The organism is Nitrosopumilus sp. (genome assembly GCF_025699255.1).
Taxonomy (GTDB): domain Archaea; phylum Thermoproteota; class Nitrososphaeria; order Nitrososphaerales; family Nitrosopumilaceae; genus Nitrosopumilus.
The window spans coordinates 219,639-246,028 of sequence record NZ_JAILWA010000001.1; the positions used below are offsets into that span (position 1 = coordinate 219,639).

General features: G+C 32.0%; 31 protein-coding genes. 14 read left to right on the forward strand and 17 right to left on the reverse strand.

The window, feature by feature from the left end; all coding sequences use genetic code 11:
- Positions 1 to 94 precede the first annotated feature (94 nt).
- From K5781_RS01495 to K5781_RS01510, 4 genes are all read right to left on the reverse strand, one after another.
- Positions 95 to 1,015 carry an EF-Tu/IF-2/RF-3 family GTPase gene (locus K5781_RS01495; RefSeq protein WP_297439980.1) on the reverse strand — a complete coding sequence of 307 codons (921 nt, stop codon included), beginning with the start codon at positions 1,013 to 1,015 and terminating at the stop codon, positions 95 to 97.
- Between the two features lie 365 nt (positions 1,016 to 1,380).
- The gene (locus K5781_RS01500) at positions 1,381 to 2,133 is read right to left on the reverse strand and encodes a DUF726 domain-containing protein (RefSeq protein ID WP_297439982.1); all 753 of its coding nucleotides are present in this window, start codon (positions 2,131 to 2,133) and stop codon (positions 1,381 to 1,383) included.
- Between the two features lie 2 nt (positions 2,134 to 2,135).
- A complete protein-coding gene (gene metG, locus K5781_RS01505) occupies positions 2,136 to 3,791 on the reverse strand; it encodes a methionine--tRNA ligase (protein WP_297439984.1) in 1,656 nt (551 codons plus the stop codon).
- A gap of 36 nt (positions 3,792 to 3,827) precedes the next feature.
- Complete coding sequence (locus K5781_RS01510; RefSeq protein ID WP_297439986.1) at positions 3,828 to 5,069, reverse strand: adenosylhomocysteinase; 1,242 nt, start codon at positions 5,067 to 5,069, stop codon at positions 3,828 to 3,830.
- Between the two features lie 75 nt (positions 5,070 to 5,144).
- Between K5781_RS01510 and K5781_RS01515 the strand changes: the two genes are divergently transcribed.
- The 4 genes from K5781_RS01515 (at position 5,145) to cysS (ending at position 8,328) form a co-directional block, all read left to right on the forward strand.
- Complete coding sequence (locus K5781_RS01515; RefSeq protein WP_297439988.1) at positions 5,145 to 5,447, forward strand: Rieske 2Fe-2S domain-containing protein; 303 nt, start codon at positions 5,145 to 5,147, stop codon at positions 5,445 to 5,447.
- 177 nt (positions 5,448 to 5,624) lie between these two features.
- Positions 5,625 to 5,966, forward strand: a complete 342-nt coding sequence (locus tag K5781_RS01520) for a hypothetical protein (RefSeq protein WP_297439991.1) — start codon at positions 5,625 to 5,627, stop codon at positions 5,964 to 5,966.
- A gap of 180 nt (positions 5,967 to 6,146) precedes the next feature.
- Positions 6,147 to 6,938: an NAD+ synthase gene (locus K5781_RS01525; RefSeq protein ID WP_297440198.1), complete on the forward strand. Its 792-nt coding sequence runs from the start codon at positions 6,147 to 6,149 to the stop codon at positions 6,936 to 6,938.
- Position 6,939: 1 nt separating this feature from the next.
- Complete coding sequence (gene cysS, locus K5781_RS01530; RefSeq protein WP_297439993.1) at positions 6,940 to 8,328, forward strand: cysteine--tRNA ligase; 1,389 nt, start codon at positions 6,940 to 6,942, stop codon at positions 8,326 to 8,328.
- 5 nt (positions 8,329 to 8,333) lie between these two features.
- On the opposite strand, the gene K5781_RS01535 is transcribed toward cysS, so the two are convergent.
- Entirely contained in the window at positions 8,334 to 8,648 is a 315-nt protein-coding gene (locus K5781_RS01535) for a hypothetical protein (RefSeq protein WP_297439994.1), read from the reverse strand.
- Between the two features lie 86 nt (positions 8,649 to 8,734).
- Positions 8,735 to 9,067, reverse strand: coding sequence for a pyrimidine dimer DNA glycosylase/endonuclease V (locus K5781_RS01540; RefSeq protein WP_297439996.1), 333 nt, complete (start codon positions 9,065 to 9,067; stop codon positions 8,735 to 8,737).
- Positions 9,068 to 9,259: 192 nt separating this feature from the next.
- Here K5781_RS01540 and K5781_RS01545 point away from each other — a divergent pair, with 192 nt between their 5' ends.
- The gene (locus K5781_RS01545) at positions 9,260 to 9,538 is read left to right on the forward strand and encodes a hypothetical protein (protein ID WP_297439998.1); all 279 of its coding nucleotides are present in this window, start codon (positions 9,260 to 9,262) and stop codon (positions 9,536 to 9,538) included.
- Position 9,539: 1 nt separating this feature from the next.
- Here K5781_RS01545 and K5781_RS01550 read toward each other — a convergent pair whose 3' ends face one another.
- The 3 genes from K5781_RS01550 to K5781_RS01560 are packed head-to-tail and all read right to left on the reverse strand — an operon-like array spanning position 9,540 to position 12,099.
- On the reverse strand, positions 9,540 to 10,364 hold the full coding sequence (locus K5781_RS01550) for a mechanosensitive ion channel family protein (RefSeq protein WP_297440000.1): 825 nt from the start codon (positions 10,362 to 10,364) through the stop codon (positions 9,540 to 9,542).
- Position 10,365: 1 nt separating this feature from the next.
- The gene (locus K5781_RS01555) at positions 10,366 to 11,172 is read right to left on the reverse strand and encodes a DUF432 domain-containing protein (RefSeq protein WP_297440002.1); all 807 of its coding nucleotides are present in this window, start codon (positions 11,170 to 11,172) and stop codon (positions 10,366 to 10,368) included.
- Between the two features lie 33 nt (positions 11,173 to 11,205).
- The gene (locus tag K5781_RS01560) at positions 11,206 to 12,099 is read right to left on the reverse strand and encodes a peptidase (protein WP_297440004.1); all 894 of its coding nucleotides are present in this window, start codon (positions 12,097 to 12,099) and stop codon (positions 11,206 to 11,208) included.
- A 143-nt stretch (positions 12,100 to 12,242) separates the two neighbouring features.
- On the opposite strand from K5781_RS01560, the gene K5781_RS01565 reads away from it, so the two are divergent.
- Positions 12,243 to 12,761 carry a YbgA family protein gene (locus tag K5781_RS01565; protein ID WP_297440006.1) on the forward strand — a complete coding sequence of 173 codons (519 nt, stop codon included), beginning with the start codon at positions 12,243 to 12,245 and terminating at the stop codon, positions 12,759 to 12,761.
- Between the two features lie 15 nt (positions 12,762 to 12,776).
- Here the strand turns inward: K5781_RS01565 and K5781_RS01570 are convergent, their stop codons facing one another.
- Positions 12,777 to 13,934: an Nre family DNA repair protein gene (locus K5781_RS01570; RefSeq protein ID WP_297440008.1), complete on the reverse strand. Its 1,158-nt coding sequence runs from the start codon at positions 13,932 to 13,934 to the stop codon at positions 12,777 to 12,779.
- Positions 13,935 to 14,033: 99 nt separating this feature from the next.
- Here K5781_RS01570 and K5781_RS01575 point away from each other — a divergent pair, with 99 nt between their 5' ends.
- On the forward strand, positions 14,034 to 14,963 hold the full coding sequence (locus K5781_RS01575; protein WP_297440010.1) for a cobalamin-binding protein: 930 nt from the start codon (positions 14,034 to 14,036) through the stop codon (positions 14,961 to 14,963).
- A gap of 177 nt (positions 14,964 to 15,140) precedes the next feature.
- On the opposite strand, the gene K5781_RS01580 is transcribed toward K5781_RS01575, so the two are convergent.
- A complete protein-coding gene (locus K5781_RS01580) occupies positions 15,141 to 16,520 on the reverse strand; it encodes an NAD-dependent epimerase/dehydratase family protein (RefSeq protein ID WP_297440012.1) in 1,380 nt (459 codons plus the stop codon).
- Between the two features lie 318 nt (positions 16,521 to 16,838).
- On the opposite strand from K5781_RS01580, the gene K5781_RS01585 reads away from it, so the two are divergent.
- The 3 genes from K5781_RS01585 to K5781_RS01595 all read left to right on the forward strand — a co-directional run bounded on the left by K5781_RS01585 (position 16,839) and on the right by K5781_RS01595 (position 18,891).
- Positions 16,839 to 17,681 (forward strand): cobalamin-dependent protein, encoded by an 843-nt coding sequence (locus K5781_RS01585; protein ID WP_297440014.1) that lies wholly within the window; start codon positions 16,839 to 16,841, stop codon positions 17,679 to 17,681.
- 120 nt (positions 17,682 to 17,801) lie between these two features.
- Complete coding sequence (locus tag K5781_RS01590; protein ID WP_297440016.1) at positions 17,802 to 18,713, forward strand: transcription factor TFIIB; 912 nt, start codon at positions 17,802 to 17,804, stop codon at positions 18,711 to 18,713.
- Positions 18,706 to 18,891 carry a hypothetical protein gene (locus K5781_RS01595; protein WP_297440018.1) on the forward strand — a complete coding sequence of 62 codons (186 nt, stop codon included), beginning with the start codon at positions 18,706 to 18,708 and terminating at the stop codon, positions 18,889 to 18,891. The genes K5781_RS01590 and K5781_RS01595 overlap by 8 nt, the downstream gene beginning before the upstream one ends.
- Here K5781_RS01595 and K5781_RS01600 read toward each other — a convergent pair whose 3' ends face one another.
- The 3 genes from K5781_RS01600 to K5781_RS01610 are packed head-to-tail and all read right to left on the reverse strand — an operon-like array spanning position 18,892 to position 20,913.
- The gene (locus tag K5781_RS01600) at positions 18,892 to 20,103 is read right to left on the reverse strand and encodes a redox-regulated ATPase YchF (RefSeq protein WP_297440020.1); all 1,212 of its coding nucleotides are present in this window, start codon (positions 20,101 to 20,103) and stop codon (positions 18,892 to 18,894) included.
- A gap of 34 nt (positions 20,104 to 20,137) precedes the next feature.
- Positions 20,138 to 20,503, reverse strand: coding sequence for a hypothetical protein (locus K5781_RS01605; protein WP_297440022.1), 366 nt, complete (start codon positions 20,501 to 20,503; stop codon positions 20,138 to 20,140).
- A complete protein-coding gene (locus tag K5781_RS01610) occupies positions 20,500 to 20,913 on the reverse strand; it encodes a CoA-binding protein (RefSeq protein ID WP_297440024.1) in 414 nt (137 codons plus the stop codon). The genes K5781_RS01605 and K5781_RS01610 overlap by 4 nt, the downstream gene beginning before the upstream one ends.
- Positions 20,914 to 20,999: 86 nt before the next feature.
- Here K5781_RS01610 and K5781_RS01615 point away from each other — a divergent pair, with 86 nt between their 5' ends.
- Entirely contained in the window at positions 21,000 to 21,521 is a 522-nt protein-coding gene (locus K5781_RS01615; RefSeq protein ID WP_297440026.1) for a winged helix-turn-helix transcriptional regulator, read from the forward strand.
- Positions 21,522 to 21,557: 36 nt separating this feature from the next.
- Positions 21,558 to 22,565: a biotin--[acetyl-CoA-carboxylase] ligase gene (locus K5781_RS01620; RefSeq protein WP_297440028.1), complete on the forward strand. Its 1,008-nt coding sequence runs from the start codon at positions 21,558 to 21,560 to the stop codon at positions 22,563 to 22,565.
- Positions 22,566 to 22,567: 2 nt separating this feature from the next.
- Here K5781_RS01620 and K5781_RS01625 read toward each other — a convergent pair whose 3' ends face one another.
- Positions 22,568 to 22,909, reverse strand: a complete 342-nt coding sequence (locus K5781_RS01625) for a hypothetical protein (RefSeq protein WP_297440200.1) — start codon at positions 22,907 to 22,909, stop codon at positions 22,568 to 22,570.
- A 139-nt stretch (positions 22,910 to 23,048) separates the two neighbouring features.
- Here K5781_RS01625 and K5781_RS01630 point away from each other — a divergent pair, with 139 nt between their 5' ends.
- Together K5781_RS01630 and K5781_RS01635 are read left to right on the forward strand one after the other, a co-directional pair.
- On the forward strand, positions 23,049 to 24,467 hold the full coding sequence (locus K5781_RS01630) for a M57 family metalloprotease (RefSeq protein ID WP_297440202.1): 1,419 nt from the start codon (positions 23,049 to 23,051) through the stop codon (positions 24,465 to 24,467).
- A 118-nt stretch (positions 24,468 to 24,585) separates the two neighbouring features.
- Positions 24,586 to 25,497, forward strand: a complete 912-nt coding sequence (locus K5781_RS01635) for a TFIIB-type zinc ribbon-containing protein (RefSeq protein WP_297440030.1) — start codon at positions 24,586 to 24,588, stop codon at positions 25,495 to 25,497.
- 6 nt (positions 25,498 to 25,503) lie between these two features.
- Here K5781_RS01635 and K5781_RS01640 read toward each other — a convergent pair whose 3' ends face one another.
- A complete protein-coding gene (locus K5781_RS01640; protein ID WP_297440031.1) occupies positions 25,504 to 25,914 on the reverse strand; it encodes a phosphoribosyltransferase in 411 nt (136 codons plus the stop codon).
- A gap of 39 nt (positions 25,915 to 25,953) precedes the next feature.
- Positions 25,954 to 26,346: a DUF6659 family protein gene (locus K5781_RS01645; protein ID WP_297440033.1), complete on the reverse strand. Its 393-nt coding sequence runs from the start codon at positions 26,344 to 26,346 to the stop codon at positions 25,954 to 25,956.
- Positions 26,347 to 26,390 lie beyond the last annotated feature (44 nt).

The following is a 26,390-nucleotide window of genomic DNA, read 5'->3' on the forward strand; positions in this document are numbered from 1 at the left end:
TAATGAATCGCTTTGAGCCACATTTGGGGCAAATTGGACAAGAACGTACAGGTTCCACAAATATTCAATCAGTATCGGATTTAATTAAATTAGACTATTGTATGGTACCACTACCAAGGATTCGAATTGTTGAAGATTCAGGTTTTAGAATTACGGCTATCTGTCCTTTTTTGCATACAACAGGTTTTTCAAAAGATAATTTCAAAGGAGATATTGAAGAGAATTTTGCAGCTTTGATTTGGAGTCCAATACTAACAAGACATCCTTGATTTTCAGCAATATCATTTTTGTAAAAAGGGTTTTTTTGAAAATCTAGAACAATTTCAGTTTTTACATCTACTAGTCCTTCTTGCGATATTATATCTCCACGATTAACTTCATCAGGTTTCACACCCTTAACCGCCAGTCCAACCCTTGCAGGACAAACAGATTCAGACACAGGATCATCATGCATCTGAATGGATTTTATTAAAACATCAATTCCTGCAGGATATAGTTTCAAATTATCATATTGCTTTACAGTACCATCAGTCACTTTTCCTAAAATCACAGTTCCAACACCTTTAACATCAAAACAATGATCAATTATCATTTCTGAAGGATTATCATTTGTCAGAGGTTCTAGTTTGTCCATTTCTTCTTTGATTTTATCTTGATCAACTTTTAGATAATTTTCTACAACAGTTCCTTTAATCATCATGTTTAGTTTTGTTTCGTCTACGTCAAAAGTATGTGAAAGAATTCCCTTTTCTTTTTTCAAAGAATCCAAAGCAATTATTTGTTCACCTGTAAATTTATCCAGTTTATCAACATGTAAAATTACATACTCTGCCAAATTAATTGCTTGAAACAAAGGTTGAATCTTATCAGGGAACCCATTTGGAATTACCCATGTTTTGATGATATCAGATTCTTTTCTATCATAAAGAGTAAGATCTGTTTCAGTGCCTTTTTTTCCAAATTCTGATGCAATTTCTTGTTTACCCAAAACTACAAAATTGATAGAACGGACCATAAAATGTCATTTAAAATCAAGTTTATGAAGTTTTGATTTAGATTCTTAATGTTTATGGTGTTTAATACAACTGTCACAGAATTCAGAACCGCACTTATCACATGAGATTAGTTGTCCCGGTCTATACCCAGTAAAACAGTTGTCACAACTAGTTCCATTCATGAAAGTTATAGAATATAGGAATCTAAAAACAATTCTAACAAGGATAGTCAGAAAGATCTACATGTTCATCGTATTTTTCATCTAAAATATGCAGATGATATAAAATAGAGTTATTCGAAGAACCCGCCTGCATTTTCATAATAAGATATGAATTTCATTTTTTGTATAAAACATTAACGTACAAATGATTCTATATGTAGAACCTAAGGGAAAGAATTCAGAACTTGAGCATAACTTGCAAATCTATGATTTTTTGGCATGACTAGTTTTTGACGGTATTTTTTCACAGGCTTTCCAACAGAGCCATTTAACCCAAGAGGACCTTTAACATATTTTTCATGGTTGGCCCAACGAAGGACTTCATCAGTTGGAGCATAATGATTTACAATTTTAGAATTTACAACAGATTGGAAAATTTTTCCATATTTTTTTGATGCAGGAACATCTTCATTAATTGAGGCCCCAAAAAAATATACAGCTTCAACAATTCCATGATTTTCTTTCTTTTTTTCAAGATATTCAAGAGTGCTTAAAATGACTTGAGAACCTAAAGAATGCCCCATCAATCTAATTTTGGTTTTTGGACTAGAGAGTTTAAAGTCTTCAATAAATTTACCAAGATTACGACCATTTTTCTTTGCAATTTTTTGGCCTACTGCAAGAGCGTGTTTTGCATGTTTAATTAAATGTGCACCAGTAGTGTTTGAATCATAGCTATACCCAATTACTGGATACACATATCCTAATTTACGTAGTTGTTTTTTTGCTAAAACAACTTTTGCAACAGCTCCAGAGTTATCATTTCTTAATCCATGAATCATGATGGTGAATTCTCTAGAACCAATTAATTTTTTAAAATCTTTTTTTGGATAAGTGTAATAAGAGTTATTTTTCAGAGTAGTCCCATTAGAAAGATCATAATACCCCCTAGTAGAAATTCTCGGTACAGGTTTCATTGCTACTCAGTTGGACCTAATTGACTTTTGTGTTTCTCAACATCAGATTCTTCAACTTTTGCAAACAATGGAGATGCCTCACCCAACTCATGATTTGCTAAAATTCCCAACTCAGAAATAGCAGACCAAGAAGAATTGGCAACATCACCGTCTAATCCTAATTGATTCCAAATTTTTTGTGATGATTCAGGCATAAAAGGCAGGATTGCAATGGCTAAAGCCCTAGCAGCGTTTACGGATAGATAGACACAGTTTGCGGTACCAGGGCCTTTTTTCCATGGCTCTTTGTGTTGAAAGTATTGATTAAAAAAAGAAGAAAACTCCATAATTTTCTTTAATGCACGATCGAGATGATTTTGTTCCATCAAAGTCCCAACATCAGAAGATAGTTGTTTAATCTTTTGTTCAGATTCTAAATCTTTTTCATCAAAAGAATCAGGTTCTGGAACTGTACCTTCAAATGCTTTTTTAGTAAATCCAAGTGCTCGATTGACAAAATTTCCAAGATTTCCAATTAATTCAGAATTAATTCTTGTAGTAAAGTCATCCCAATCAAAATTCAAATCATCTTGAGAGTATGGATTAATGGACACTAAATAATATCTAAGATAATCAGCAGGATAATATTCTAAGAATTGTTTCAGGCCAATATACCAATTTCTACTTTTAGAGATTTTTTTGGATTGTAATGTAAGATGACCTCGAGTTGGAATATAATCAGGTAATTTGTATTCTGAGTCAATCCCCAATCTCATTGCAGGCAAGAAAAGATAATGATGATAAACAATATCTTTTCCAATGAAATGATAAATATCTGCAGAATTCCAAAATTCTTTTCCATCTATGCCTTTATCGTTTAAAAATTTCAAAGCAGTAGAAATGTATGCCAGATGATTGTCAAACCAACCATAGAAAACTTTACCATCTGCGCCATCAACAGGAACAGGAACTCCCCAAGGAATATCTCGGGTTATATCCCAATCAATTAATCCAGATTTTATCCAATTTTGTACATATTTTTTTACATCTTTTTGTAAATGAGAATTTTCATCTAACCACTTAGATAAAGAATCGCCAAAGTTTTTGAGTTTAAAAAAGTAATGAGTTGTTTTTTCTTTTGTAGGAGGTTGACCACACAAGGAACATTTTGGGTCAGTGATTTCTTCAGGCACACGACCACAGCTTTCACAAAGATCAGAGTATTGATCCTCAGATTTACAGTAAGGGCAAATTCCTTTAACGTACCTGTCAGGGAGAAATTTTTTGTCATGGTTACAATAGAATTGAATTATTTCTTTTTCATAGATATACCCTGAAGCATTTAGTTTTTTGAAAACATCTTGAACAAATGCAATATTTTCAGGAGAACTAGTTTTGTAAAAATAATCAAATGCAATATTAAATGCGGAAAAATCATCATAATCTCTTTTGTTCCAATATGCAACATATTCTGAAGGGGTTTTGCCTTCTTTTTCAGATTGAATAAGAATAGGAGTTCCAAAATCATCAGATGCACATACATAATATGCCTCTACTCCATTTAGTTTCAAAAATCTAGTAGTTACATCAGCAGGAAGGTATGTAGATGCAACATGACCCAAATGAATTTCACCGTTGGCGTAAGGTAATGCGCTTGTAATGATAGCTCTTTTGTTCATTAGATAATAGAGGGAACGAGAATGATCTTAAGAAGTTTACCAGTTATTTGCGTATTTTACTTGCTCAGGAGTCAATTTATCAATTTTAACATCCATAGCTTTGAGAGCATCAACAGCAATTTGTTGATCAATTTCTTCAGGTACGTTGATAATTTTATTTTCCATTTTTTTGTGGTTTTTGAGAATATACAAAACAGATAAGATTTGGTTTGAGAAGGATTGTGCCATTACTTCTGGAGGATGTCCTTCGGCAGCAACTAAATTTGCAAGGCGTCCTTGGCCAATTAGATAAACTCTTTTTCCATTCTTCAAAGTGCATTCATCTAGACTTGGTCTAACTTCTTTTACAGATTTTGAGGATTTTAGTAAAAATTTACTATCAATTTCAACATCAAAGTGACCTACATTACCCATAATTGCACCATCTTTCATTTTCAAAATGTGTTCCTTGCGAATCACACTAGTCATTCCGGTACAAGTAATGAACATGTCACCAATCTTTGCAGCTTGTGACATAGGCATTACTTCAAAACCATCCATGTGAGCTTCAAGAGCTTTTACAGGATCTACTTCAGTGACAATTACTTTAGAACCCATTCCCTGGCATCTAGATGCAACACCACGACCTACCCAACCATAGCCAACAACTACAATACGTTTTGATGCCATGAGTAAATTCATTGCACGTAGATAACCGTCAATAGTACTTTGACCAGTGCCATATCGATTATCAAACATATGTTTTGTATATGCCTCATTAACCAAAATTACAGGATAGCGAAGCTTGCCCTGATTTTCTACAGCTCTAATTCTGGTAACACCAGCTGTTGTTTCTTCTGTAGCCCCAAGGATTTTCATATTTTTGAATCGTTTATCAAAATGAGCTTTAATGTTCATATCAGCACCATCATCTGTCAGAATGGTAGGTTTGTGTTTTAGAACTTGATCAATACACCAATCATATTCTTTGACAGATTGACCATGCCAAGAATAAACATGAATTCCTTGAGATGCAAGAAATGCTGCAATATCATCTTGTGTGGTAAGAGGATTTCCGCCACAGCATGCAACTGTTGCTCCTAATTCTTTAGCACCCATAAGCAAAACAGATGTTTCCTTCGTAATATGAAGACAGAAACCCAAAGTAATTCCTTTAAGAGGTTTTGATTTTTTGTATCGATTAATAGTATTATCTAAAATTTGCATATGTGATCTTGCCCATTCATAAGACAGTTTTCCATCTTTGATCAATTTTGGGCTAGACTTTACTTTACTCAATAGTTTGAGGAGTAAAAGTCGATATAAAATCCTATCATGCGAATGTAAATAAATGACAAGAATCTCAAAAACATATTGACTTGGAAGAAAGTTGCAGACAAAGGTGCAGTAGAAGCAGGAAAAGGAAAAGCTTTCAAAGTAGATGGAAAACAAATCGCAATTTTCAATCAGGACGGATACCATGCAATGGATGATCTGTGTGTACATCAAGACGGATCAATTGCACCAGGCAAACTAGATGGAGATATTGTGGAATGTCCACTTCATTTTTGGCATTATAATATCAAAACAGGAGAATTGACAGATTATCTAAAAGATGTTAAACTTGAAACATATCCAGTAGAAGTCAGAGATGATGGCATCTATATTGACATTTAAAAAATTCATGTAAATTTAAAAAATTACCTAATCATTTTAGCCGTTAATTATGTAATATTACAGATAGACAAAAAAGAACATTTTCCAAAAACGGAATATTCGCAGTCATCTTTTATTTGAAAAAAACAATCTAAAGTGTTGAAAAAACAGATAATATTTTCGATTCTAGTTGGAATTTTGGTAATAGGACTAACACAACATTCACTCTCAGAAGAATCTAAGGACATATCTCGTATCAATGTAATTGGTGAAGAGTTTCAGCAACCGACAAAATATGAACCACAACAAATCAAAATTGTAGGTCATGTTGCAGATTATTCTAGAGGAGAAAAAGTCAACATAGTTATGATTAAACCAAACGGAATGGAAGAAGAAATCAACACCTTTGCTTCAAAGAGGGGAAATTTTCAAACATTAATCCAGATCACAGAGGATTCGCAGATAGGCATTCATGAATTAATTTTAAAATACCAAAATGAAGAAAAGGCATTTACATTATTCGAAATATTAGAAAATTAAATGCAAAGAGAAGGGACAAAACTCCCCTCCCTTGTGCTAGGTATGGGTTATGTTGGGCACAGATTATTCTGTAATATTACTAAACAAAATTAGTATTTGGAATAATGTGTGTTCAAAATGAACTTTTTTCTTTCAATTTGAAGAAGGAATTTTATTCTCACAAATTACTAAAACCAATTGTTGAATCAAAATATTGTAGATGAAATTAAAAACCAAGATTATGCAAAAATTACTGAAAAAATAGAATCTTTTCTAAATGAAGAAATTGAAAAAAATAAGGCCAAAGGAGTAATTTTAGGATTAAGTGGAGGCATAGATTCTGCAGTACTTGCCTATATTTGCAAGAGAAAATTGCAAGAAAAAACACTTGCATTAATCATGCCAGATACATCTGTTACACCAAAATCAGAAACTGAAGATGCACTCAAGATGATTTCACTGACAGGGATAGAATACAAACTAATCGACATCAAGCCCATTGTAAATGAATACTCAATGTATATTGAACCAAACGAAAAAGCAAAGGGGAATTTAAGAGCAAGGGTCAGAACAAATATTTTGTACTATTATGCAAATGCTAAAAATTATCTTGTCTTAGGCTCAAGTGATAAAAGTGAATATATGATTGGATATTTCACAAAATTTGGTGATGGAGCATCAGATATCACACCAATAATTTCATTATACAAATTACAAGTTAGAGAAATTGCAAAATATCTTGGAGTTTCTGAAACCATCATAAACAAAAAAAGTAGTCCTCATCTATGGAAAGATCATGAGGCAGAAGAAGAATTAGGAATCCAATATGAAGAAATTGATTCAATTCTGTTTTGTTTATTTGAAAAAAAACTATCAATTGATGAAACTGAAAAAATTACAGAAATAGACAGAAATACCATAGAAAAAATTCATCAATTGCATAAAAACAGTGAACATAAAAGATTGCCACCACAAAAACCAAGTAGAGAATAAAATGAAACTTCAAGACACATTATCAAAATCAGAACAAGAAGTAGACATTTCAAAAAACATCAAAATCTATCTTTGTGGGGTTACAGTATATGATGAATCGCATATAGGACATGCAAGAACAATCATAATTTTTGATGTTCTAAGAAAATACCTGGAAAGTAAAGGAATAGACATCGAATTCATTCAAAATTTTACTGATGTAGATGATAAAATAATCAAGAGAGCAAATGCCGAAAATAAAACAGCAGAAGAAATTAGTAAAAAATACATTGAAAATTATTTTCTTGACTTTGACGGCCTAAATGTAAAACGCGCAACAAGATATCCAAAAGCAACAGAACACATTAAAGAGATCATACAATTTATTGAAAAATTAATTCAAAAAGAAGTTGCATATGTGACAAAAAACGGTGTTTATTTTTCAGTATCCAAATTTCCAGAATATGGAAAACTATCCAAAAAGAAAATAGACGAGCTTCAGTCAGGGGCAAGAATTGAAGTGGATGAAGAAAAAAAAGACCCTCTAGATTTTGCAGTATGGAAATTATCAGATAAAGAACCCACATGGAATAGCCCATGGGGAGAAGGAAGACCAGGATGGCACATAGAATGTTCAGCCATGAGTATAAAGTATCTTGGAGAAAATTTTGACATTCATGGAGGTGGACGGGATCTTATTTTTCCACATCATGAAAATGAAATAGCACAATCAGAATCATGTACAGGAAATCAATTTGCAAAAATTTGGATGCATGTAGGAATGGTAACCATTGAAGGAGAAAAAATGTCAAAATCGATTGGCAATGTAAAATCAATAAAACATGTGTTAGAAAATTGGGGTCCCAACATAATCAGATTATTCTGCTTATCAGGTCATTATTCCAAACCAATAGATTATTCTGAAGAATTACTAAAAGAGAATTTAATTAAATGGAGACAAGTTGAGACCAGTCATTATGAGTTAATACATGCAGACAACAAAAATAGTGAAAAAAGTGACGAATTAATTCAAAAATTGAGTACAGATTTTGATAATGCATTAGAAAATGATTTGAACACTCATCTAGCATTATCAGCATTTTTTCAACTAGTGAAAGAACCTAACAGATTGGCAGCTGAAGAAAAACTAGGAAAAGAAAATGCACTTAAAATCAAAGCAGAACTGAAAAGAATGTCAGATATTTTAGGATTGGAAATACCAGAAATAACTAAAGAAGAAAAACAAGAAATTGATGAACTAATTCAAAACAGAGAGATAGCAAGAGAAGAGAAAAACTATCAAAAAGCAGATGAAATAAGAGACAAATTAAATGAAATGAACATAGAATTAATTGATCACAAAGGAAAAACAGTATGGATGCGTAAAGAAAAGATACAAGCTGAAAAATAAAAAAATTAAGGATTAATCATTTCTAATTTATCCCCAATTCGGTCATAGTAGCCATTGATTTCCATTGCAGAAATGTTAAATGTTGCAGAAACTAAATCTCCAACTTTAGCATTACAATTTGGAACAACAACAGAATGTCCAATGACGGATTCGCCCACACAGCCATAATCAGTTATAGCAATAACGGTCACGTTTTCAGTAACAGATGTAGGAATCAAATTCCAAGGAGTTATCGTAAACACAAGTGTTACTGAAACAGCAATAGCTAAAATTGCCATAAATTTTAACTGTGGAGTTTTTTGATTTGTTGTTTGTTGCATTTTTCCTTACTGTTAATTACACAGTATTGAATATAATCTAGAGGTAATTTTTTAACTAGTGCCAACTAAAATCAAACAAAAATAGTTTAAGGTAGTTTACAATCACATTTTTTATTTTTTAAAATGTTGATTTGCTCATTAATAGAATGAACAAAAGAATTCTGAATAGATTTACCAGTTGCTTTTTGTTTGTCAAGGGGACTTTTGTGCAAATATCCCCTAGAATTCATCTCTGAGACCAATTTTTCATGTCTAAGATATAGAGCATTTAGTTTTCCTTTCCACCTAAGGGTTTCGGGATGTTTTGAATAACCTTTTTTCTTTTCTGTAATTATAGACCACATAGCATGTAATTCTCGATGTTCGCCTAACAAATGATTTCTACAAAGCAAATCAGGAGAAACATCCCAAATTCTCATCGATTATAATTTTTCAATTACATATATGAATAAATTAGAAAACATACACTAGTGGTAAGTTTTTATCAATTTTAAAATTAAAAAAAAAGCTTTAGCTAAGTTTGAAAAAATACGCATAAAAAAATTAGGTTCATCTAATTAGGAGAATCTAATTTTAGAGGAGTTTAATAGAATTAAACAACAATACAATACATGAATGCATGGAGCAAATTTTGGCAATGGTATGAAAATAAAATATTAGGCAGTGTGATTTTAATTGCAATCATACAATTCATTCAAGTGCCACATATGATTTGGAACGCCGATATGATGTTAGAAACAGGAATCGTTTCAAGAGTTCATCCAATAATCGACTGGTTCTTGTACGGAGTGGATTTGATTGAGATTATTTCAATTATTAATGTAGGAATGATCATGTACAGTTTGATCAAAAAGAGATCTGAAAAGAAACAGATCACAAAAAAGGCATAAGCTATTCTTTTGCATTCCAAATAACACGCTGAGGGAAGGGTATTTCAATTCCTGCTGCGTCTAAAGCATTCTTAGCTACCTTCAGTAATTTAGGACCTACTTGATCCCAATCATCTCTTGGATGCCATACTAAAATTTCAATATTTACACTTGAATCTGCCAATTCATTTAGTCGAAATTCAGGTTTGGGCAAGGTCAACACAAAACTCATTGAATTACGAATTGCTTTTTCAAGAACAGAAATTGCACCGTCAATATCTTCTTTATATGCAATTCCAATAATAGCTTCTGAACGTCTTACAGGGGTAGAACTCAGAGATCGAATATTAGATGTAAAAAAAGATTCATTGGGGATTCTGATAATCGTCCCATCAAATTTTTTTACACGAACAGAAAATGTACTAATGTCTAGTAGCGTACCAGATACATCAGAACCAGGGATTTCGATTTTGTCACCCTGTTTAGCTGGTTTTTCAATCATCAAAAAGATTCCAGAAATCAGGTTAGACACTACAGATTGGGTTGCAAAACCAATAACAACACCAAATATTCCTCCTGCAACTAGTAAACCAGAAAAATCAACACCTGTTGTAGATGTAAAAACTAAAAATGCAATTATAATAATTCCAAAATAAATTAACTTGCCAAAATTTTTTGCAGAATCTTGAGGTAATTTAGGAGCATAATATTTGGAAAAAATTAATCGGACAGTTCTTGCAACAATTACTCCAACTGCCATAATTATTCCACCTATGAGTAACGAGAGGACTGTCAATCCGCCAGTAATTTCAATTTCAGATAGACTTTGTAAAAATTCCAAAACCAAATCAATCAACTCCCATGTCTATAGCTTTATTGTGTTCAGCTCGTTCATATGTTGGAGAAATTGTCCAATCAGTTTGGATAGGTAAAGGGTGTCCATCGAAAATTTCCAGAGTTAGTTTTTTCTTTAAGATAGTAGTCAACGTATCAAATATTGCTTTTGTGTCTTTATAGTATAAGGAATGCTCAGTGATAGGAAAAACAAGTTTGCTAATAGTTAAACCTCTAGACAAGTCATTTTTAAGATTAATTTTCATCACGCCATTTATGTATGGAATAGATGAATCATGCGATTCAACTATTTCAGAGTGAGCATATTTACACAAAGTTCCAGATTCAGGGGAACCATATAGACAAAATCTAGAGTCATTAGGATTACAAGTAAACCAATCCAGAGATTCATGTGTTTCACCATTAATCAAAAAAACACCAATTTCAATAGGACAATTTACAAAAACATCTGCAGATGAACCACTAGAGAGGAAAATAGGAGAGCCAATATCCAAATACAAATAGTTTGTTCTTCGTGCAGGATGATTTAATGGTCTGATAGGAGTAATTTCGAGAGTCAAAACTGAAGAAAATGTGGGAATAATTTTTTCAACGATGTTATCTTCAGCATCTAGTTTTTCATAAGAGAAAACATTTTCTCCAATTTTGTTGATTTTGATCTTAGTTTTGGGAAATATGAGTTCCAAAGAAGTATCTATAGTATATTTACCATAAGCAGAATATTCGGAATTAGTGTCATCATCACCCATGTTCTCAACGTTATAGTAACTTGAATTTATTCTATCGTTTTTAGAAATCATGCCATTTAACAAAATAAAAAAAGATTTGGAGATTTACTCCAAATCTAATACTATGTTAGTACTTCCAAACGGTTCATTAATTCTGAATTGATATGTTTTTGAAGGATCATATTCAAATTCAGTTCCACCATACCCAATGTTTGGTCCAAAGAGAATATTAAATTCTCTAGAATCACCAGGGTTAAGTACTATTTCACCACTAGTAAAATCCATTCCAGAATACTTGTATGCTTTTGAGCCATCCCAAACATCATAGCTGCAAATAGAAGGACTTGTACAGTGAAGAGCAGTAATTTCTGAACTAGTATTCTCAGCTAACATACGAATTGATAAAATAGGTTGGCCAGAAGGACGAACTTCAAATTCATTTCCTTCAGAATTTAACCCATACCAATAGTATGTAATTGGTCCAAGAACAAATTTTTCAGCATTGGTTTTGTATTTGTATAAAGCAATTTCTTTCTTAATGGGTTTTTCACAATCTAGTCTTTTGTATCCAACTTTAATTTCAGAACATTTGTCCAATTTGGATTCTAATACGGATAATTCAGAATCAAGATTTCCAGGGTTATAGGAAATTTGTTCTGAATTTACAGATACAGAGACAAATCCAGATTTTATCAAATGTTGAATGCCATTTACAAATTCAGCATCAGAAATGATTCCATCTGCCCACCAAGCTGCATTGTTCTTTACCCATTCAGGCACCTTATCAGCTACTTGTGAGGATGTTGTTGTTGGAGGTACTTTTATGATTCCATCTTTAATTAAAAATGATATTCCAGTAAGGAATTCAGATTCAGAGATGGTTCCATCTGCCCACCAAGCTGCATTGTTCTTTACCCAACCAGGAACTTCTGCATGGGCAGTAGAAATGGTTGAAGCAATCATCAGAATTGCTGCAATTGTAGTTATTGCGGTTTTCATTGAGTTTTTTTTTCATTAATGATATATAAGCTAGTGCCAAATTAACAACTAGTGGTAATTTTTTATGTTGTTTGTAAGCATAGTGCCAAATAGAAACAAGAGAGATGTGGCTTATATGCAAATTAAAAACAACATGAAAAGTATTGAAAAAACAAGGAAAAATTCATACAGAAATAATCCCAGTGTCTGAAAAAAACATCATTGCGTATGTATTAGACAGATTCAAGGATGTAAAAAATGAAAAAAAAATGAAGAAACTAGTAACATTTCAAACCACTAACAAATACATGATCATGTCACATGATCAAGAAGAGTTAAAGAAACTAGGAAACATTGTAGCAAGTAATAAAAAAATTAAATTTCAAGAAATTTTAAACGAATATGAAACACATCTGAAAAAAGCATTATACAACAAACCAACAATCAAAAAACACAGCAATGTAATATTACATATTTTCGGATATTTTTCAAATCATTTCAATCAACAAGAAAAAGAGAAATTTTTTGATTTGCTGACTAAATTCAAAAAAGAAAAAATTACAATTGGAGAGATTCTTGCTGAAATTAATCCCATAATTTTTCGATTTAATAATACATATCTTGCCAGTCAAACATATTTTCTGCTATATGCAAACCCAGAGCCAGGAAATTTGTTTAAATAAAAGCAAGTAAAGAACTCAAAAAAAATCAGAAATTGTTTTTTGTCTCATTAATTCAGCAATTTTCCCGTGTGAAAGCCATTCGAATTTACTTATACTCATCTTGTTACAAGCCAAAGTCAAAGCATGTTCAAAATTGTTTGCAATAATAGGAGGACAGTTCATTGCATTACGAATACCCTCTCTAACTTGCCATACACCAACAGGAATTGCATATTCAGGCCTGATTTCTCTTAAAATTACAACGCCAGCTTGGATTTTCATTTCTTTCAAATACTCTAAAACACCTAATTTTGCTGCAAAATAGGCACCAGCAATAGCAGGGGGATGATCAATACCACGAGCATCCTCATGATCAGAGCCAAATCCTAAAACACCATCAGAGTACCAAGCCTCAATCATTTCATAGACCCATCTATGTGGAAAAAGAACAACCGTGAAAATATTTCCCAAGTGTTCATATGAAAAAACTCTGTGAGAATCAATCAAACTATAATCTAAAATATCCTCAGTAAGAGACTTGGAGATTATATCATCAGTTGCAGTAATGCTCCATTTTGTTGGAACTAATTTTCTTTTGTGGCCCAGCATTCCGATGCTAAAACATTTTTGTATTTTTGAAATTTCAATTCCAGAATCATAGAGATTTAGTACAGCATCTTGTGCTTTCAAATCTTTATCGTAGAATACTTTTTCTATATCTTTGATCGAAGAAGAATTGGTAAATTTTGCAGATTTGATTTCGCCTAAAGGACCAAATGGGGAACTTTCACCATCCAATGAAATATTTGGAGAAGTAGGTTTATGAAAAATTAAGTCAGAGTCAATAGGGCGTGAAGACATTGTTACTTCTTGAAGATTTTCAATATACCTTCCCTCGGTTTGATCAATTGATATTTTTTGTATGCCTCTTACCAAATTAAGTCTAAAATTAACAATGTCTTCCAAGGATTTTCCCGTCCATTTTTCAGGATTGTCAAGTAAGCTCGTATCTCCATGCATTGGAGGAACCATTGGACCAACAAGAACTTTAGGATAATTGTATGAACCTACAAATACAGAAGGAGGACTTGTTCCACTTACAGAATCAGATGAGAATAAATTTCCATATTTGGAAAGAGTCTCATGCCATTTAGATAAAATTCCATTACGGATATTTTGTGAATCAGAAGTCATGTTTTTTGTGCCTAAAATATGCCTATTAAGTTGCCTAATAATAAAAATTGATGAAAAGTGAACATATGATGTTTAAATGATAATTGTAAACACCAAAGTATGATACCAAAAAGAATTGTTTCATTTTTACCAAGTGCAACTGAATTATTATACGAATTAGAAGAGCAAGATAAAATTTTTGGAGTGACACATGAATGCAGATATCCACAAGAGGCATCTTTAAAACCCAAGATCATCAACACCGTAATTAATTCTGAAAAATTATCCAGTAAAGAGATCAATTCAACTACATGTAAATTACTAAATGAAGGTAAAGATATTTTTGTTTTAAATGAAGCAAATTTGAAAAAAGCAAATCCAGATATGATAATTTCTCAAGAAACATGTGAAGTGTGTGCAGCATATACTAATCAAGTAAATAACGCAGTAAAAATTCTAGATACAAAACCAATTGTGTATTCCATGGACCCTCACAACATGGATGAAATTATTGAATCAGTAACAAAAATGGGAGAAATTTTAAACTGTAAAGAAAAAGCTGGACAAATAACAAATTTGCTTGAAAAAAGAATTAGACATATTCAAAATAACAAAGGTCTAAAAAAACCAAAAGTAGTAGCAATCGAATGGATTGAACCATTTTTTACTGCAGGGCATTGGATTCCAGAGATGATCGAAATAGCAGGAGGGACAAACATGATAAGCCATCCAGGAGAGCATTCAAGACGATTAGACTTTAAAGAAATTGAAGAAGCAAATCCAGATATCATCATCTTAATGCCATGTGGTTTTGACATCCAACGAACAATTTCTGAGTACAATGAAACTCTAAAAAACAACAACAGATGGAGAACATTGAACGCATTTAAAACAGGTCAAATTTATGCAGTAGATGCAAATTCATTTTTTAGCAAACCCAGCATTAGAACAATTGACGGAACTGAAATTCTTGCCAAAATCATACATCCCAAAGAATTTGTTAATGTAAAAATTCCCGAGAAGGCATTTGCACATATTGGAAATAACTAAGCCTAGGCTCAGAAATAAGACTGTCACAATACAATACATACTACTTGTTATGTCCATATTTGGAAATAATATGCTATGACAAGAAATTTTGCAGGAGACAGCAACATAGACAATTTGTTAAAAATGACAAATGATCTAATGTTTAAATTAAAAAAAGAAATATCCTAAAAATCTGGATTAGATAGGTTTTCCTTTGAACTGATAATCTATCACTTTATGGAATAAATTATGCGAAGCAATCACAGTAATTATTGCAACTACAATTCCAACAAAATTTCTAATAGTCATTAACTCATTGGGTTGTGAAGCAATCAAAGAAGTTTGAAAGACCACATAGAAATTATCAAACAACCAAAAAGCCAGAGTCACCCAAGATAAAACTCCAGAAATAAAATATCCTAAACGAGTTTTTTTTCTAATGAAAAGTATAGATGTAAAAATAGTAGCGTACCACACAAAAGAAGCAAACAACCAAAAAGAATGATAGTCTTCAGGTCGATCATCTAACCAATAGTATGATGTTCCAATTAATGCTAAAATAATTAATGAAATTTGTATAATTGTTTGATTTATTTTAAAACCAGTTTTTTCTTCTTTCAATTCTAATTTGGGAGGAAATAATTCCATTTCTTTTGTAGCTATATCGATAGAATCATGAACAGTTTTTAGTTTGTTTGGAATAATTTTTGTAATTTTCTCATTAGTTACAACTGTATCATGTACAAGACTATCAATAAGAGGTCTTGCAAGGGATGCTTTAACTGGTGTTATCAGATCAACCCAATAAGAAGAAAGTCGAGTTGTTAGAAAAGGAATTTGAAGTACAAACAAATGCTTGTTCAAGTATTTAGCATAAAGTCTCATCAATTCTTCGTAAGTCATTTTTTCAGGACCGCCGATTTCAAAAATTTCTCCTATAGTTTCAGGTTTTGCAAGACATTCAGCCAAATAAAAAACGACATCATCAACTGCAATAGGTTGTGCCATGGATTTCACCCATGAGGGACAAACCATTACAGGCAATCTCTCTACCAGATAACGCAGCATGGCATAAGAGCCTCCTTGCGCACCAATAATCAAAGATGCTCTAAATTCAGTTACAGGAATGCTACCAGATGCAAGTATTTCACCCACCTCCTTCCTACTTTTCATATGAGGAGATAAGTCTAGACTATCATTTACTAATCCACCAAGGTAAATGATTCGTTTGACCCCAGCTTTTGTTGCAGATTCAAGAAAGTTTTGAGCTTGAATTCTTTCACGGGATGCAAACTCTTGCCATTGATCTTTATTTCCTTCCATAGAATGCAACAAATAATATGCAACTTCTATTCCTTTCATTGATTCATATAATTGGTTTTTATCAAAAACATCAGTTTGTACATATTTGATATTTTTTGTGTTAGGTATTTTTTTTCTTGTTAAACCAGTAACAGTATATCCATGAGAAGTAAGTAATGAGATTAATCTAGAACCGATAAAACCGGTTGAACCGGATACCAATATAGAAAAAGGAGAGGATTGAGCAATCAAATTACTTGATAAAATTTGTTTCATTATTATCTTAGTGTCCCTAGTTGTTTTTGTTGTTTAACTCTTAATCCAAATACAATCACAACAGAACACATATCAAACAAAGATGCCTCCCTTCAAAAATAAAATTGAACAAATGTGTTGCTCATCATCGCTCAGCATGTTATTGTTCATGAACTATTTTTTCTATCAAATTATTTAAACTAGTGTTAATTAAAATAGCTAGTGGTAATTAATAACTTTTTAAAAATAATATAGGCACATAAAAATAAAAATGAGTACATATTGGCACTATAAAATTATTTTAGCACCAGTTAAATACCATATAAAAAAACAACGAATATGGTATATATCAGAGCCAAAAAAGTAAAATCGGATCAATACCTATATTTGGTAAAAAGTGTATGGAATTCTAAAAAAAAGACATCAAAACAAGAGATTGTAAAATACCTTGGAAAGGCAACTGATGTGATTAAAGATGACATCCCAATAGAATACAGAAACGATCCTAAAGTATTGTCAGTACTAGCATCATTTAATCCAAAAGATATTAAAAAAAGAGAAGAAGCTACAAGGAAATCAAAAAAACAAATTTATAAAAAATTGACAGAAGGAAATATTGAAGAATGCGTTAAAATCTATGAAGAATATGTTAAAATTTTTAATGCTTCAGATTTCTTTGATAAAATTTTAAAACCAGTAATGTATGATATTGGAGAAGATTGGTCAAGTAACAAAATAAGCATTGCAACGGAACATGTAGCTAGCAACATTGCTCAGACATTAGTTAAAATTATCATGGACAAAGTTTCAGGTTCATCCAATAAGAAAAAAATCCTCATATGTGTTCCGTTAGGAGAAGAACATCATTTAGGATGTGATGTGTTGGAAACATATCTTACAATAAAAGGATACAAAGTTTACAACATGGCAACATCAATGCCTACAGAATCAATAATTAATTTCATTGAAAACAACAAACCAGATATTGTATTCATATCCATAACACTCTCAGACAATATTTCTGCAGGTCAAAGACTAGTAAAAAAAATACAAGCAGAGTTTTCCATTCCAATTTTGGTTGGAGGATATGCAATGCAGAAAGAAAAAATTCCAAAATTTGATGCCAAAGTAATTTCAAATGTAAATTTGGACGAAATGCCCAAAATCATCAGAACAACATAACAAATATTAGAAAAAACACACTAGTGCCAAAAAATAATCAAATATACAAAAAACAACTACATATTAGCACTAGATTAAAAAATTTTGCCGCCTTAAATAATTCAAACAGATAATCAAAATATGATATCAGAATTAATACATCAAAAAAACTGTAAAAAGAACAAAGTGATCACAGACATACACACAGGAGAAGTAGCATGTAGTACTTGCGGAGTAGTATCATTAGAAAAAATGATTGATGTTAACGCAGAAATTAGTGGCCTTAGTGCAGAGGATTTTCAAAATAATTCTAGACTAGGCATGAAAACATCATTGAAAATGGCAGATAGAGGGCTATCAACAATAATGGAATCTCAAGATAAAGATGTTACAGGCAAATCATTGTCAAATGAAAATCGCAGAATGTTTTACCGTTTGAGGATGTGGGATAGAAATAGTCGTTCTGCAATATCTGTTAAATCGTTTCAAAAAGCATTTACACTGTTAGACGGAATAAGTTCAAAATTAGCTTTGCCAGAATCAGTGGTTGAAGAAACAGCATATTTATTTCGAAAAATTGCTGCTAAAAAAATTCTTGCAGGAAGATCAACATCATCCATGTTATGTGCGACAGTTTACATTACATGTAGATTATCAGACACTCCAAGAACACTACAAGATGTTGCAAATGCAGGAAACATAAAAAAGAAAAATTTGCAAAGAATATACAGATTTTTAGTAAAAGAGTTAGATTTACACCCTGATGTGTATAATCCAAGTGAATTCATTACAAGAATAGCAAAAGCAGTGAAGTTATCAGAGAAAACTGAAAGGCTAGCTTTTAAAATTTTAAATCATGCATCAGAGAAAAATATTTCAACTAGTAAAAATCCAATGGCAATGGCAGCTGCTGCAATTCATTTAGCTGCATCAATAAATGAAGAAAGAATTTCTCAGTTAAAAATTTCAGCAGCTTCTGGTATTAGTGCAGTCACCATAAGAGACAGAACTAGGGAAATTAAAGAAAAGATAGGAGGTGAGATTTATGGGTAGAACATGTAGAGGTATTTGCCTAATGCATAAAGCAGAACCAGTTCCAAATAAAATTAGATATGAAATTGGGCAAAAACGATGTACATTCTGTGGCATATTTTTGAATGGAGAAGACACACGTTGTATTTGTTGCAAAGCAGTGTTAAGGACAAAGCCAAGAAGTAGAAAACGAGGATAGTTATTTTTTTGTTGCACTGACGAGAGATACAACATCCCTATCTCTTAGTTGATAATCAACAGGCAATCTAAGATTATATCTCAAATCTTTGCCATAAAGCAATCCTTTGGTTAAATCAGTATGAATTTCTTTTGCAAGATCACTAATAGTTGCTCCATCTTTTAACAATATTAAATCAGGCAATACACGACCTTTTTTGTCCGCCAAATTTTTTTCGTCAGCTACGGGATAAATAGAATTCATCTTGAGTAATTTGAATACGGCTACATTTATTGCAAATTGAACACCGGTTCTCATGTATTCTCCCATGATGCCTTTTTTGATAAAATCAAGTGCATTGATTTGTTTTTTGTTTAGTTCATCAGATTTGATTATTTCAAAAGTTTCTGAGCCAGGCGAATACTTAATCAAGCCTTTCTGTTCAGCACGTCTAAGAACAAATTCACTGTCGCCACTAACAGGTATAACTATTGAATCGTTATATCGTTCTCTCAACCGAACAAAATTTTTGTCAGCGCCATCAACATCAACTTTGTTTGCAACAATCAATGTAGGTTTAGAGATTTTTCTAAGATGTGATGCAAATTTCTTAGTATCCGTCATATCAAAATTATCAAAATGTTTTTCTTCAAGATCAGTAGCATGAAAAGTTTCTTTTACATGTGATTTAGTTACACCAATACCACGATAAAGATCAGTAAGTGCATCTAAAACATCAGAACCACCTTTAATTAATTTAGAAACTTTGTCCCTATTTCCTTCCAAGATTTTATGATACCACATGATTAATTCTTCTTCAATATCAGCAAAATCAGATATGGGATCACCAGTACCAGATTCAGTTATTTTTCCAGTAGAATCAATGCCACCAGAAGCATCTACCACATGTAGCAGTGCATCAGATTGTGCGGCAATGGATAAGAATTGATTACCAAGACCTTTACCCTTCCAAGCATCTTTTATGAGACCAGGCAAATCAATGAGTTCAATTGGAATATACCTCCAACCATCAAGACATTTAGAATTATTAGGATTGTCTTGAATTTTAAATTCATGATGTACACATAGAGATATGGCATGAGCTATTCCAGATACGGGAGATTTAGTAGTAAAAGGATATGAAGAAATTTCTTCTGAGGATAACGTTGCGGAATTAAAGAAAGTTGTTTTCCCAGTATTAGTTTTACCAATTAATCCAATCTTGATAGGCATGAAAAGATTATCAGTTCAGAATATTTATCTTTGCCTAGCAATCCACAGATTTTTTCTTTTTAATTTTTTCTAATGTTTGAGTTAATTCCCGAATTGCCCATTCAATATCAGAAACATCCTCATCAGAAAGGGAAGATTTCCATTTGTCCAAAACACTATTTGTTATTTCAGAACAATTGTAAACTAAATTCCAATAAGGATGATGTTCTGCAGTAGTATAAGCAAGCTCTGTAATATCATTGAGACCGTTTTGTGCTCTAGATAAAGAAGAAATTTTCTCACCAAGTATTTTTACAATGTCATTTTCAAGATCTTTTTCTATTTTCAAAGGGACATTTTGGTTTTCATATTTTTTTACAAATTCCAATAAATCATGATAAAAATTTTCAAAAGTAGTCATCTGGACAATCTCTGATGCTCAGCCAACATACATCGATTAAAAATGACTTTAATTCCAGCTTTTTTTGCGAGTTCTTCTGCTTCAGAATTATGGATGCCTTCTTGAAGCCAAATCACTTTAGGTTTTTTCTTTATTGCATCCTGTATAACAGATAATACCTGATCAGAAGGCCTGAAAACATCAACAATATCTATATCTTCATCAATTTCAGAAATTGAACTATAACATTTTTTCCCTAAAATCTCATCAGTTGTGGGATTTACAGGTGTAATATTATATCCATTCTCCAAAAGATATTTTGGTACATAATGAGCAGCTTTTGAAGAATTTTTAGACATTCCAACAACAACCACTTTATTTAATGAAAGAATTTCACGAATTTGTTCATCAGATGAAGGATCTTGCTCCATAAAAGTTACACAAAGATGCAGAATATAATTTTTGAAAATAGTTTACCATACGAATAATTTTTTAGTCGTAATTAAAAACAAGAAACATGGAATCAGAACCTAAAGATCTCATAGTTTTAGGAGCAATAAAAAGAGGTGCTAAAAAATTTGACAAGATACAGAAAATGACTCAAATTGAACCTGAGGAATTAAACAGTATTTTAGAACAACTAGAAAACAGAGGTTTCATCAAAGCGGAAGAAAAAAAAGGTTGGTTTGGGAGGAAAATAGAAATTTCTGCAACGGAAAAAGGTTCCAACGAATTAGACGAAAGAATTCACGAATTACAAACAAAATGGGAACAAATGTCACTATTATACAAATCAGGAGATAAAGAGAAGCTAAAACAAGAAATGGAAAATAACAAATCAATAATTCCATCAATGATGTTCTTTGGAATAATGGATATGATGATGTTTTCAATGATGTTTAGTATGATGGGAATGGCAATGTCAGATTATGTTGCACCTGAAAACATGCCAGAAGTAAATGATGGAGGCATGGATGATGGCAGCATGGATGATGGCAGCATGGATGATGGCGGATTTGATTTCGACATAGGATTCTAGTTTGTGTTTTATACTCGAAATGAAAACAAATCATAGTTGACATACAATTCTTTTGATAACCCAGGATTAGTCAAAGTACTGACATTTTTACAATCTCACAATACAGAATATCTTTCAGGTCAAGATTTGAGTGATGTTTTACGAATAAGCCGAGTTGCAGTTTGGAAACATATCAAAAAAATCCAAGAGTTAGGATACATTGTAGAATCAAAACAAAAACTAGGATACAAGCTAATATCAAATTCGGAATTGTTGTTACCATGGGAAATTACTTCAAATTTGAAAACAAAAATTATTGGTCAGCAGGCATTTTATTTTGATTCAATAGATTCAACTCAAAATCAGGCATTAAAAATGACAGAAGAACCCAACATCAACGGAGCTGTTATAGTTGCAGCAAAACAAACGGGAGGGCGAGGAAGAGATGGAAGGAAATGGATGTCACCAAAAGGGGGAATATGGATTTCAATCATATTGAAACCAGAATTTGACATATCAATTACAACATTATTTCCAATAGCATCATCGCTTGCATTATCAATTGCAATTGAAAAAACATTTTCCATTAAACCAGAATTGAAGTGGCCAAATGATTTGACAATCAAAGGTAAAAAAGTAGCTGGAATGTTAGTAGATGTGTCGTTAGAGTCAAACAGAATTGAGAATTTAGTTTTGGGAGTAGGAATAAATTTTGATGTGAACGTAAAACAAATTGAAAAATCTCTCAAAGGAACTGCAAATTTTTATGGAATTGCATCGCTTAGTGATCAAAATCAAAAAGTAAAACCAATACAATTAGTTCAAACATTCTTGGTAGAATTGGAAAAAATTTACAAGAATCTAAACTCCAAAAAAATTAAAGAAATCATAAATGAATGGACAATAAGATCATCCACCATAGGAAAAAATGTGGAATTAAACACAATTAATGGGAAAATTAAAGGAAAAGCGATTAAAATTGATGAAGATGGATCTCTAATATTATCAGAAAACAACAAAAATTACAAAGTGATTGCAGGCGACATCATACATATGTCAAAATAAAATCATTTTTTCTTAGATTTAGTTTTTAATTTTGAAGTTTTTTTTACAGGTGTAGAGATCAAAGAGGATTGTTCCTTAAGAATATCTTTAAGATCTTTTTGGATATCAAATACAGAAGATAATAATTCTTCAAGGGCAACAGAATATTGTTCATATGCAATCAGTAATTCATCTTTTTTTTCATTGGTTTTTGAAAGATACTCATTTGAGCGGAGCAAATTAGCATTATCAATCATTTCAGGTAAATCGTCAACAGATCCACCTAACCCATCCAATTCACTTTGAATTGCTTGAATTTTTTTTCGTAAATCATAAATGATTTCACCTACACCCACATTTGTCAATACTAAATCAGACAATCATTAATGAATTAAAGATTTTCTAAATTCTTTAAAACAATAAATCAAATCATTAAAAACAAGCATGTTAAAGTAGAAATTGGAAACAAACTATAAACAAAATCAAAAATATGAAAAAATTAAGATGAAGATAGTTTATTTTTTAATTGCCATTTTAGTCAGTTTCACGATTTCACATCAAACAAGTTTTGCACAAATCAATGAAGACCCTGAAATTATGTTTAATATAGCAAAAGAGCATTTTGTTAGAGGCGAATACAAAGAAGCAGTATCCATTTATGATGAAATTTTAGAGATTGCCCCCAACAACATCTCAACTCTCAAAATGAAAGGAATAGCCCAAAGTAACTTAGAACAGCATACTAGTTCATTAAAACAATTTTTCAAAGTATTACAATACAAACCAGATGACATTATTTCGTTAACAGGTATGGGTGTAGGGTTTGGATATTTAGGAGAATATCAAGAATCCATAGCATATTTTGAAAAAGCATCCATGCAAAAACCAAGTAGCGTAGTAATTAACAACTATAAAGAATTCATCAACAAGGTAATTACAAAATACCCATACACACCTACTGAAAAACCAAAAACAGCACAAACCCAAATCACATCAATTCCAGAATGGATAAAACCAATAGCAAAGTGGTGGTCAGAAGAAACAATTGAAGATTCAGAATTCAACTCTGCATTAGTATATTTAATTAAAAACAAAATTATTCAAATCCCTCCCGTAGACACATTAAATCAATCAAATGAACAAATTCCAAATTGGATTAGAAACAATGCTGGATGGTGGGCTGATGGACAGATTGATGATGAAGCATTTGTGCAAGGAATTCAATATCTAATTAGTAATGGAATAATATCAGTCAATGTTGAAGAACCAACCAAATCTCAAGAAGAGTTAGAACAGGAATTTTATTTATTTGAAAAATATCTCAGAGATATTTCAAATAACATTTCCAAAGAAAAAAGATACATCGAATATCCCAACCCAAGTCAAGATGTAATAAAGAAATTCCTCAGAGATTATGTAAAATGGAATTTTGAAGAACAAGTTAAAAAGGCATCAGAAAAATTCCCAGACCCAACATATCAAATTGAAGATGACACATACATAATCAATTACAAAGTTTACATTAATGAACAGCCAACAGGATTACCATTAGATCACGTAAGTACACTATCAAACAGTTTTGAATTTTGGGAAAATCAAGAGTTAACCACAAATGAACAAAAAGCTAAAATCCAATTTGAGATTACAGATTTGAAACATGAAGCAAATGTGTGGGTAACATGGGTAGTTCGAGATATTGGTGAAGGGGTATTAGGTCATGCACACCTCGGCAAAGGAGTTGTAGAAGTGACCTTAGGAGATTACAATTGTGATGGAAGTTTTCAATTATACGATGTAAATAGTGTTGAAACTATCATGACTCATGAATTAGGACACTCAATTGGATTAAAACATGTCAATGACAAAAACAACATCATGTTTCCATCATTTACACCATCATATGCATATTGTCTACTAAGTTAATCATAAAATCGGATCATGTTCTAAAATATGAGAATAAGGATTAGCTCAACCTACACACAATTAACCTGCAGATATTTGGTAAAATGGATAATAAGGCATTTTGATAATAATTAACATTATGCTCAAAAACACTATGGTTACAGGACCAAAATGCCCATCATGTGGAGACAAAAAAATGGTCACAGATCAAAATACAGGAGAATTGTTCTGCAGTAAATGCGGACTAGTTGTAACAGACAAAATTGCAGATACTGGAGCTGAATGGCGTTCATTTTCAAATGATGAAGGTAACAAAGCCAGAACAGGTGCAGGAACATCACTTACTATGCACGACATGGGATTATCAACAGTAATTGGTGCTGCAAATAAAGATGCAACAGGAAAACCATTATCGGCAAGTGTTAAAAGTTCAATTGAAAGACTAAGAACTTGGGACAGTAGAAGTCAAGCACATTCCTCTGCAGATAGAAATTTGAGACAAGCATTAAACGAAATGGACAAATTAAAAGATAAACTTGCATTAACTGATGCGGTAATTGAAAAGGCAGCATACATTTACAGAAAAGCCATGGAGAAAAAATTAGTTAGAGGTCGTTCAATCCAAGGATTAGTAGCTGCATGTCTTTATGCATCTTGTAGAAACACAGAAACACCACGAACGTTGGACGATATTGCAAAGGGGATAAACATTAGAAGAAAAGATGTTGCCAGATGTTATCGATTAATTTTTAGAGAATTAGAATTAAAAATGCCGGTTGTTGATCCTGTGAAAGGAGTTTCAAGAATTGCAAGCATTGCAGAATTGAGCGAAAAAAGTAAAAGAAAAGCAATTGCAATTTTAAATCAAGCAAAAGATATCGGAATGGTGGCAGGAAAGGATCCAATGGGAATTGCAGCAGCAGCGCTTTATCTTGCATGTATCAGCACAGGAGAAGTGAAATCGCAAAAAGATATTTCAATTGCATCAGGAGTTACAGAAGTAACCATTAGAAATAGATGTGCAGGCTTGAGACAAATGCTTAAAGATTAAACAAGATTAATTTTGTGATCGTTCAAATTCCATCTTATCCCAAGGAAATACCACATATGCATCATTATCTGTTTTTTTTCCATACGTTAATTGTGAAGGATATGTCTTATTACGTCTAGCAAACAATGTAACATAAAATAATTTTGAAGGATCATCAATCTTGGCGCAAATATTGTCAAAAGTTTTTCCAGAATCAAAAATATCATCCACAAACATAGAATTATGCGATATGACGGTTTCATCTACAAATATTTTGTCTATCCCCAATTGATCTGCCAATAATCGAGAAGGTACCAATCCTCCTCGACTCAAAGTGCTAATACTAGAAAAAAACCTAGTAGATTTTGAAATAATATTTGCAAGATTTGCAACTATTGAATCAATATCAGACCAGCTAACATATTGTGCAGATACCACATTTAGAATTTTTAAAAAAGATGAATTAAGTTGTTATGATCAGAATGTTTTCAATGGAGATTTTTTTAAAGAATCAATAATTTTTAAGACTTTGAAAGGCAATTTACCAAAATCAATGTCTTTTTCACAAGACAATAACAATACATCATCATTATTTAATGGAAAACTCATTACAATGACTTTATCCCGATAAGACATTGAAAAATGAACCTCACCAAATTCAGCATCAAATTCATGTCTCATTCGTACACGTAATGCTAGCTCCATGAACATCATTTCATCTTGTTTTTGAGCTTCAAGAGAAAGCAATCCATCTTTCATGCCACCTGCAATTAGATGACCTCTGTTATTGATGAGCCTAGCTGAACGCATTTTTGAGTCTAATGAGATAATGTTTTGACATATTTTTTCAAGCTCATCAACATTATCCATTAGTCTAATTTAGTAATCGAACTATTTATTGCGATCTGTAATTA

What these genes read in the sequence shown, in the direction of transcription:
- K5781_RS01545 (WP_297439998.1), top strand. Translation starts at nt 9,260, where the DNA reads ATGAATGCATGGAGCAAATTTTGGCAATGGTATGAAAATAAAATATTA.
- K5781_RS01610 (WP_297440024.1), bottom strand. Translation starts at nt 20,913, where the DNA reads ATGGAGCAAGATCCTTCATCTGATGAACAAATTCGTGAAATTCTTTCA.
- metG (WP_297439984.1), bottom strand. Translation starts at nt 3,791, where the DNA reads ATGAACAAAAGAGCTATCATTACAAGCGCATTACCTTACGCCAACGGT.
- cysS (WP_297439993.1), top strand. Translation starts at nt 6,940, where the DNA reads ATGAAACTTCAAGACACATTATCAAAATCAGAACAAGAAGTAGACATT.
- K5781_RS01500 (WP_297439982.1), bottom strand. Translation starts at nt 2,133, where the DNA reads ATGAAACCTGTACCGAGAATTTCTACTAGGGGGTATTATGATCTTTCT.
- K5781_RS01645 (WP_297440033.1), bottom strand. Translation starts at nt 26,346, where the DNA reads ATGGATAATGTTGATGAGCTTGAAAAAATATGTCAAAACATTATCTCA.
- K5781_RS01615 (WP_297440026.1), top strand. Translation starts at nt 21,000, where the DNA reads ATGGAATCAGAACCTAAAGATCTCATAGTTTTAGGAGCAATAAAAAGA.
- K5781_RS01585 (WP_297440014.1), top strand. Translation starts at nt 16,839, where the DNA reads ATGGTATATATCAGAGCCAAAAAAGTAAAATCGGATCAATACCTATAT.
- K5781_RS01560 (WP_297440004.1), bottom strand. Translation starts at nt 12,099, where the DNA reads ATGAAAACCGCAATAACTACAATTGCAGCAATTCTGATGATTGCTTCA.
- K5781_RS01630 (WP_297440202.1), top strand. Translation starts at nt 23,049, where the DNA reads ATGAAGATAGTTTATTTTTTAATTGCCATTTTAGTCAGTTTCACGATT.
- K5781_RS01605 (WP_297440022.1), bottom strand. Translation starts at nt 20,503, where the DNA reads ATGACTACTTTTGAAAATTTTTATCATGATTTATTGGAATTTGTAAAA.
- K5781_RS01575 (WP_297440010.1), top strand. Translation starts at nt 14,034, where the DNA reads ATGATACCAAAAAGAATTGTTTCATTTTTACCAAGTGCAACTGAATTA.
- K5781_RS01570 (WP_297440008.1), bottom strand. Translation starts at nt 13,934, where the DNA reads ATGACTTCTGATTCACAAAATATCCGTAATGGAATTTTATCTAAATGG.
- K5781_RS01535 (WP_297439994.1), bottom strand. Translation starts at nt 8,648, where the DNA reads ATGCAACAAACAACAAATCAAAAAACTCCACAGTTAAAATTTATGGCA.
- K5781_RS01495 (WP_297439980.1), bottom strand. Translation starts at nt 1,015, where the DNA reads ATGGTCCGTTCTATCAATTTTGTAGTTTTGGGTAAACAAGAAATTGCA.
- K5781_RS01555 (WP_297440002.1), bottom strand. Translation starts at nt 11,172, where the DNA reads ATGATTTCTAAAAACGATAGAATAAATTCAAGTTACTATAACGTTGAG.
- K5781_RS01600 (WP_297440020.1), bottom strand. Translation starts at nt 20,103, where the DNA reads ATGCCTATCAAGATTGGATTAATTGGTAAAACTAATACTGGGAAAACA.
- K5781_RS01540 (WP_297439996.1), bottom strand. Translation starts at nt 9,067, where the DNA reads ATGAGAATTTGGGATGTTTCTCCTGATTTGCTTTGTAGAAATCATTTG.
- K5781_RS01595 (WP_297440018.1), top strand. Translation starts at nt 18,706, where the DNA reads ATGGGTAGAACATGTAGAGGTATTTGCCTAATGCATAAAGCAGAACCA.
- K5781_RS01580 (WP_297440012.1), bottom strand. Translation starts at nt 16,520, where the DNA reads ATGAAACAAATTTTATCAAGTAATTTGATTGCTCAATCCTCTCCTTTT.
- K5781_RS01635 (WP_297440030.1), top strand. Translation starts at nt 24,586, where the DNA reads ATGCTCAAAAACACTATGGTTACAGGACCAAAATGCCCATCATGTGGA.
- K5781_RS01590 (WP_297440016.1), top strand. Translation starts at nt 17,802, where the DNA reads ATGATATCAGAATTAATACATCAAAAAAACTGTAAAAAGAACAAAGTG.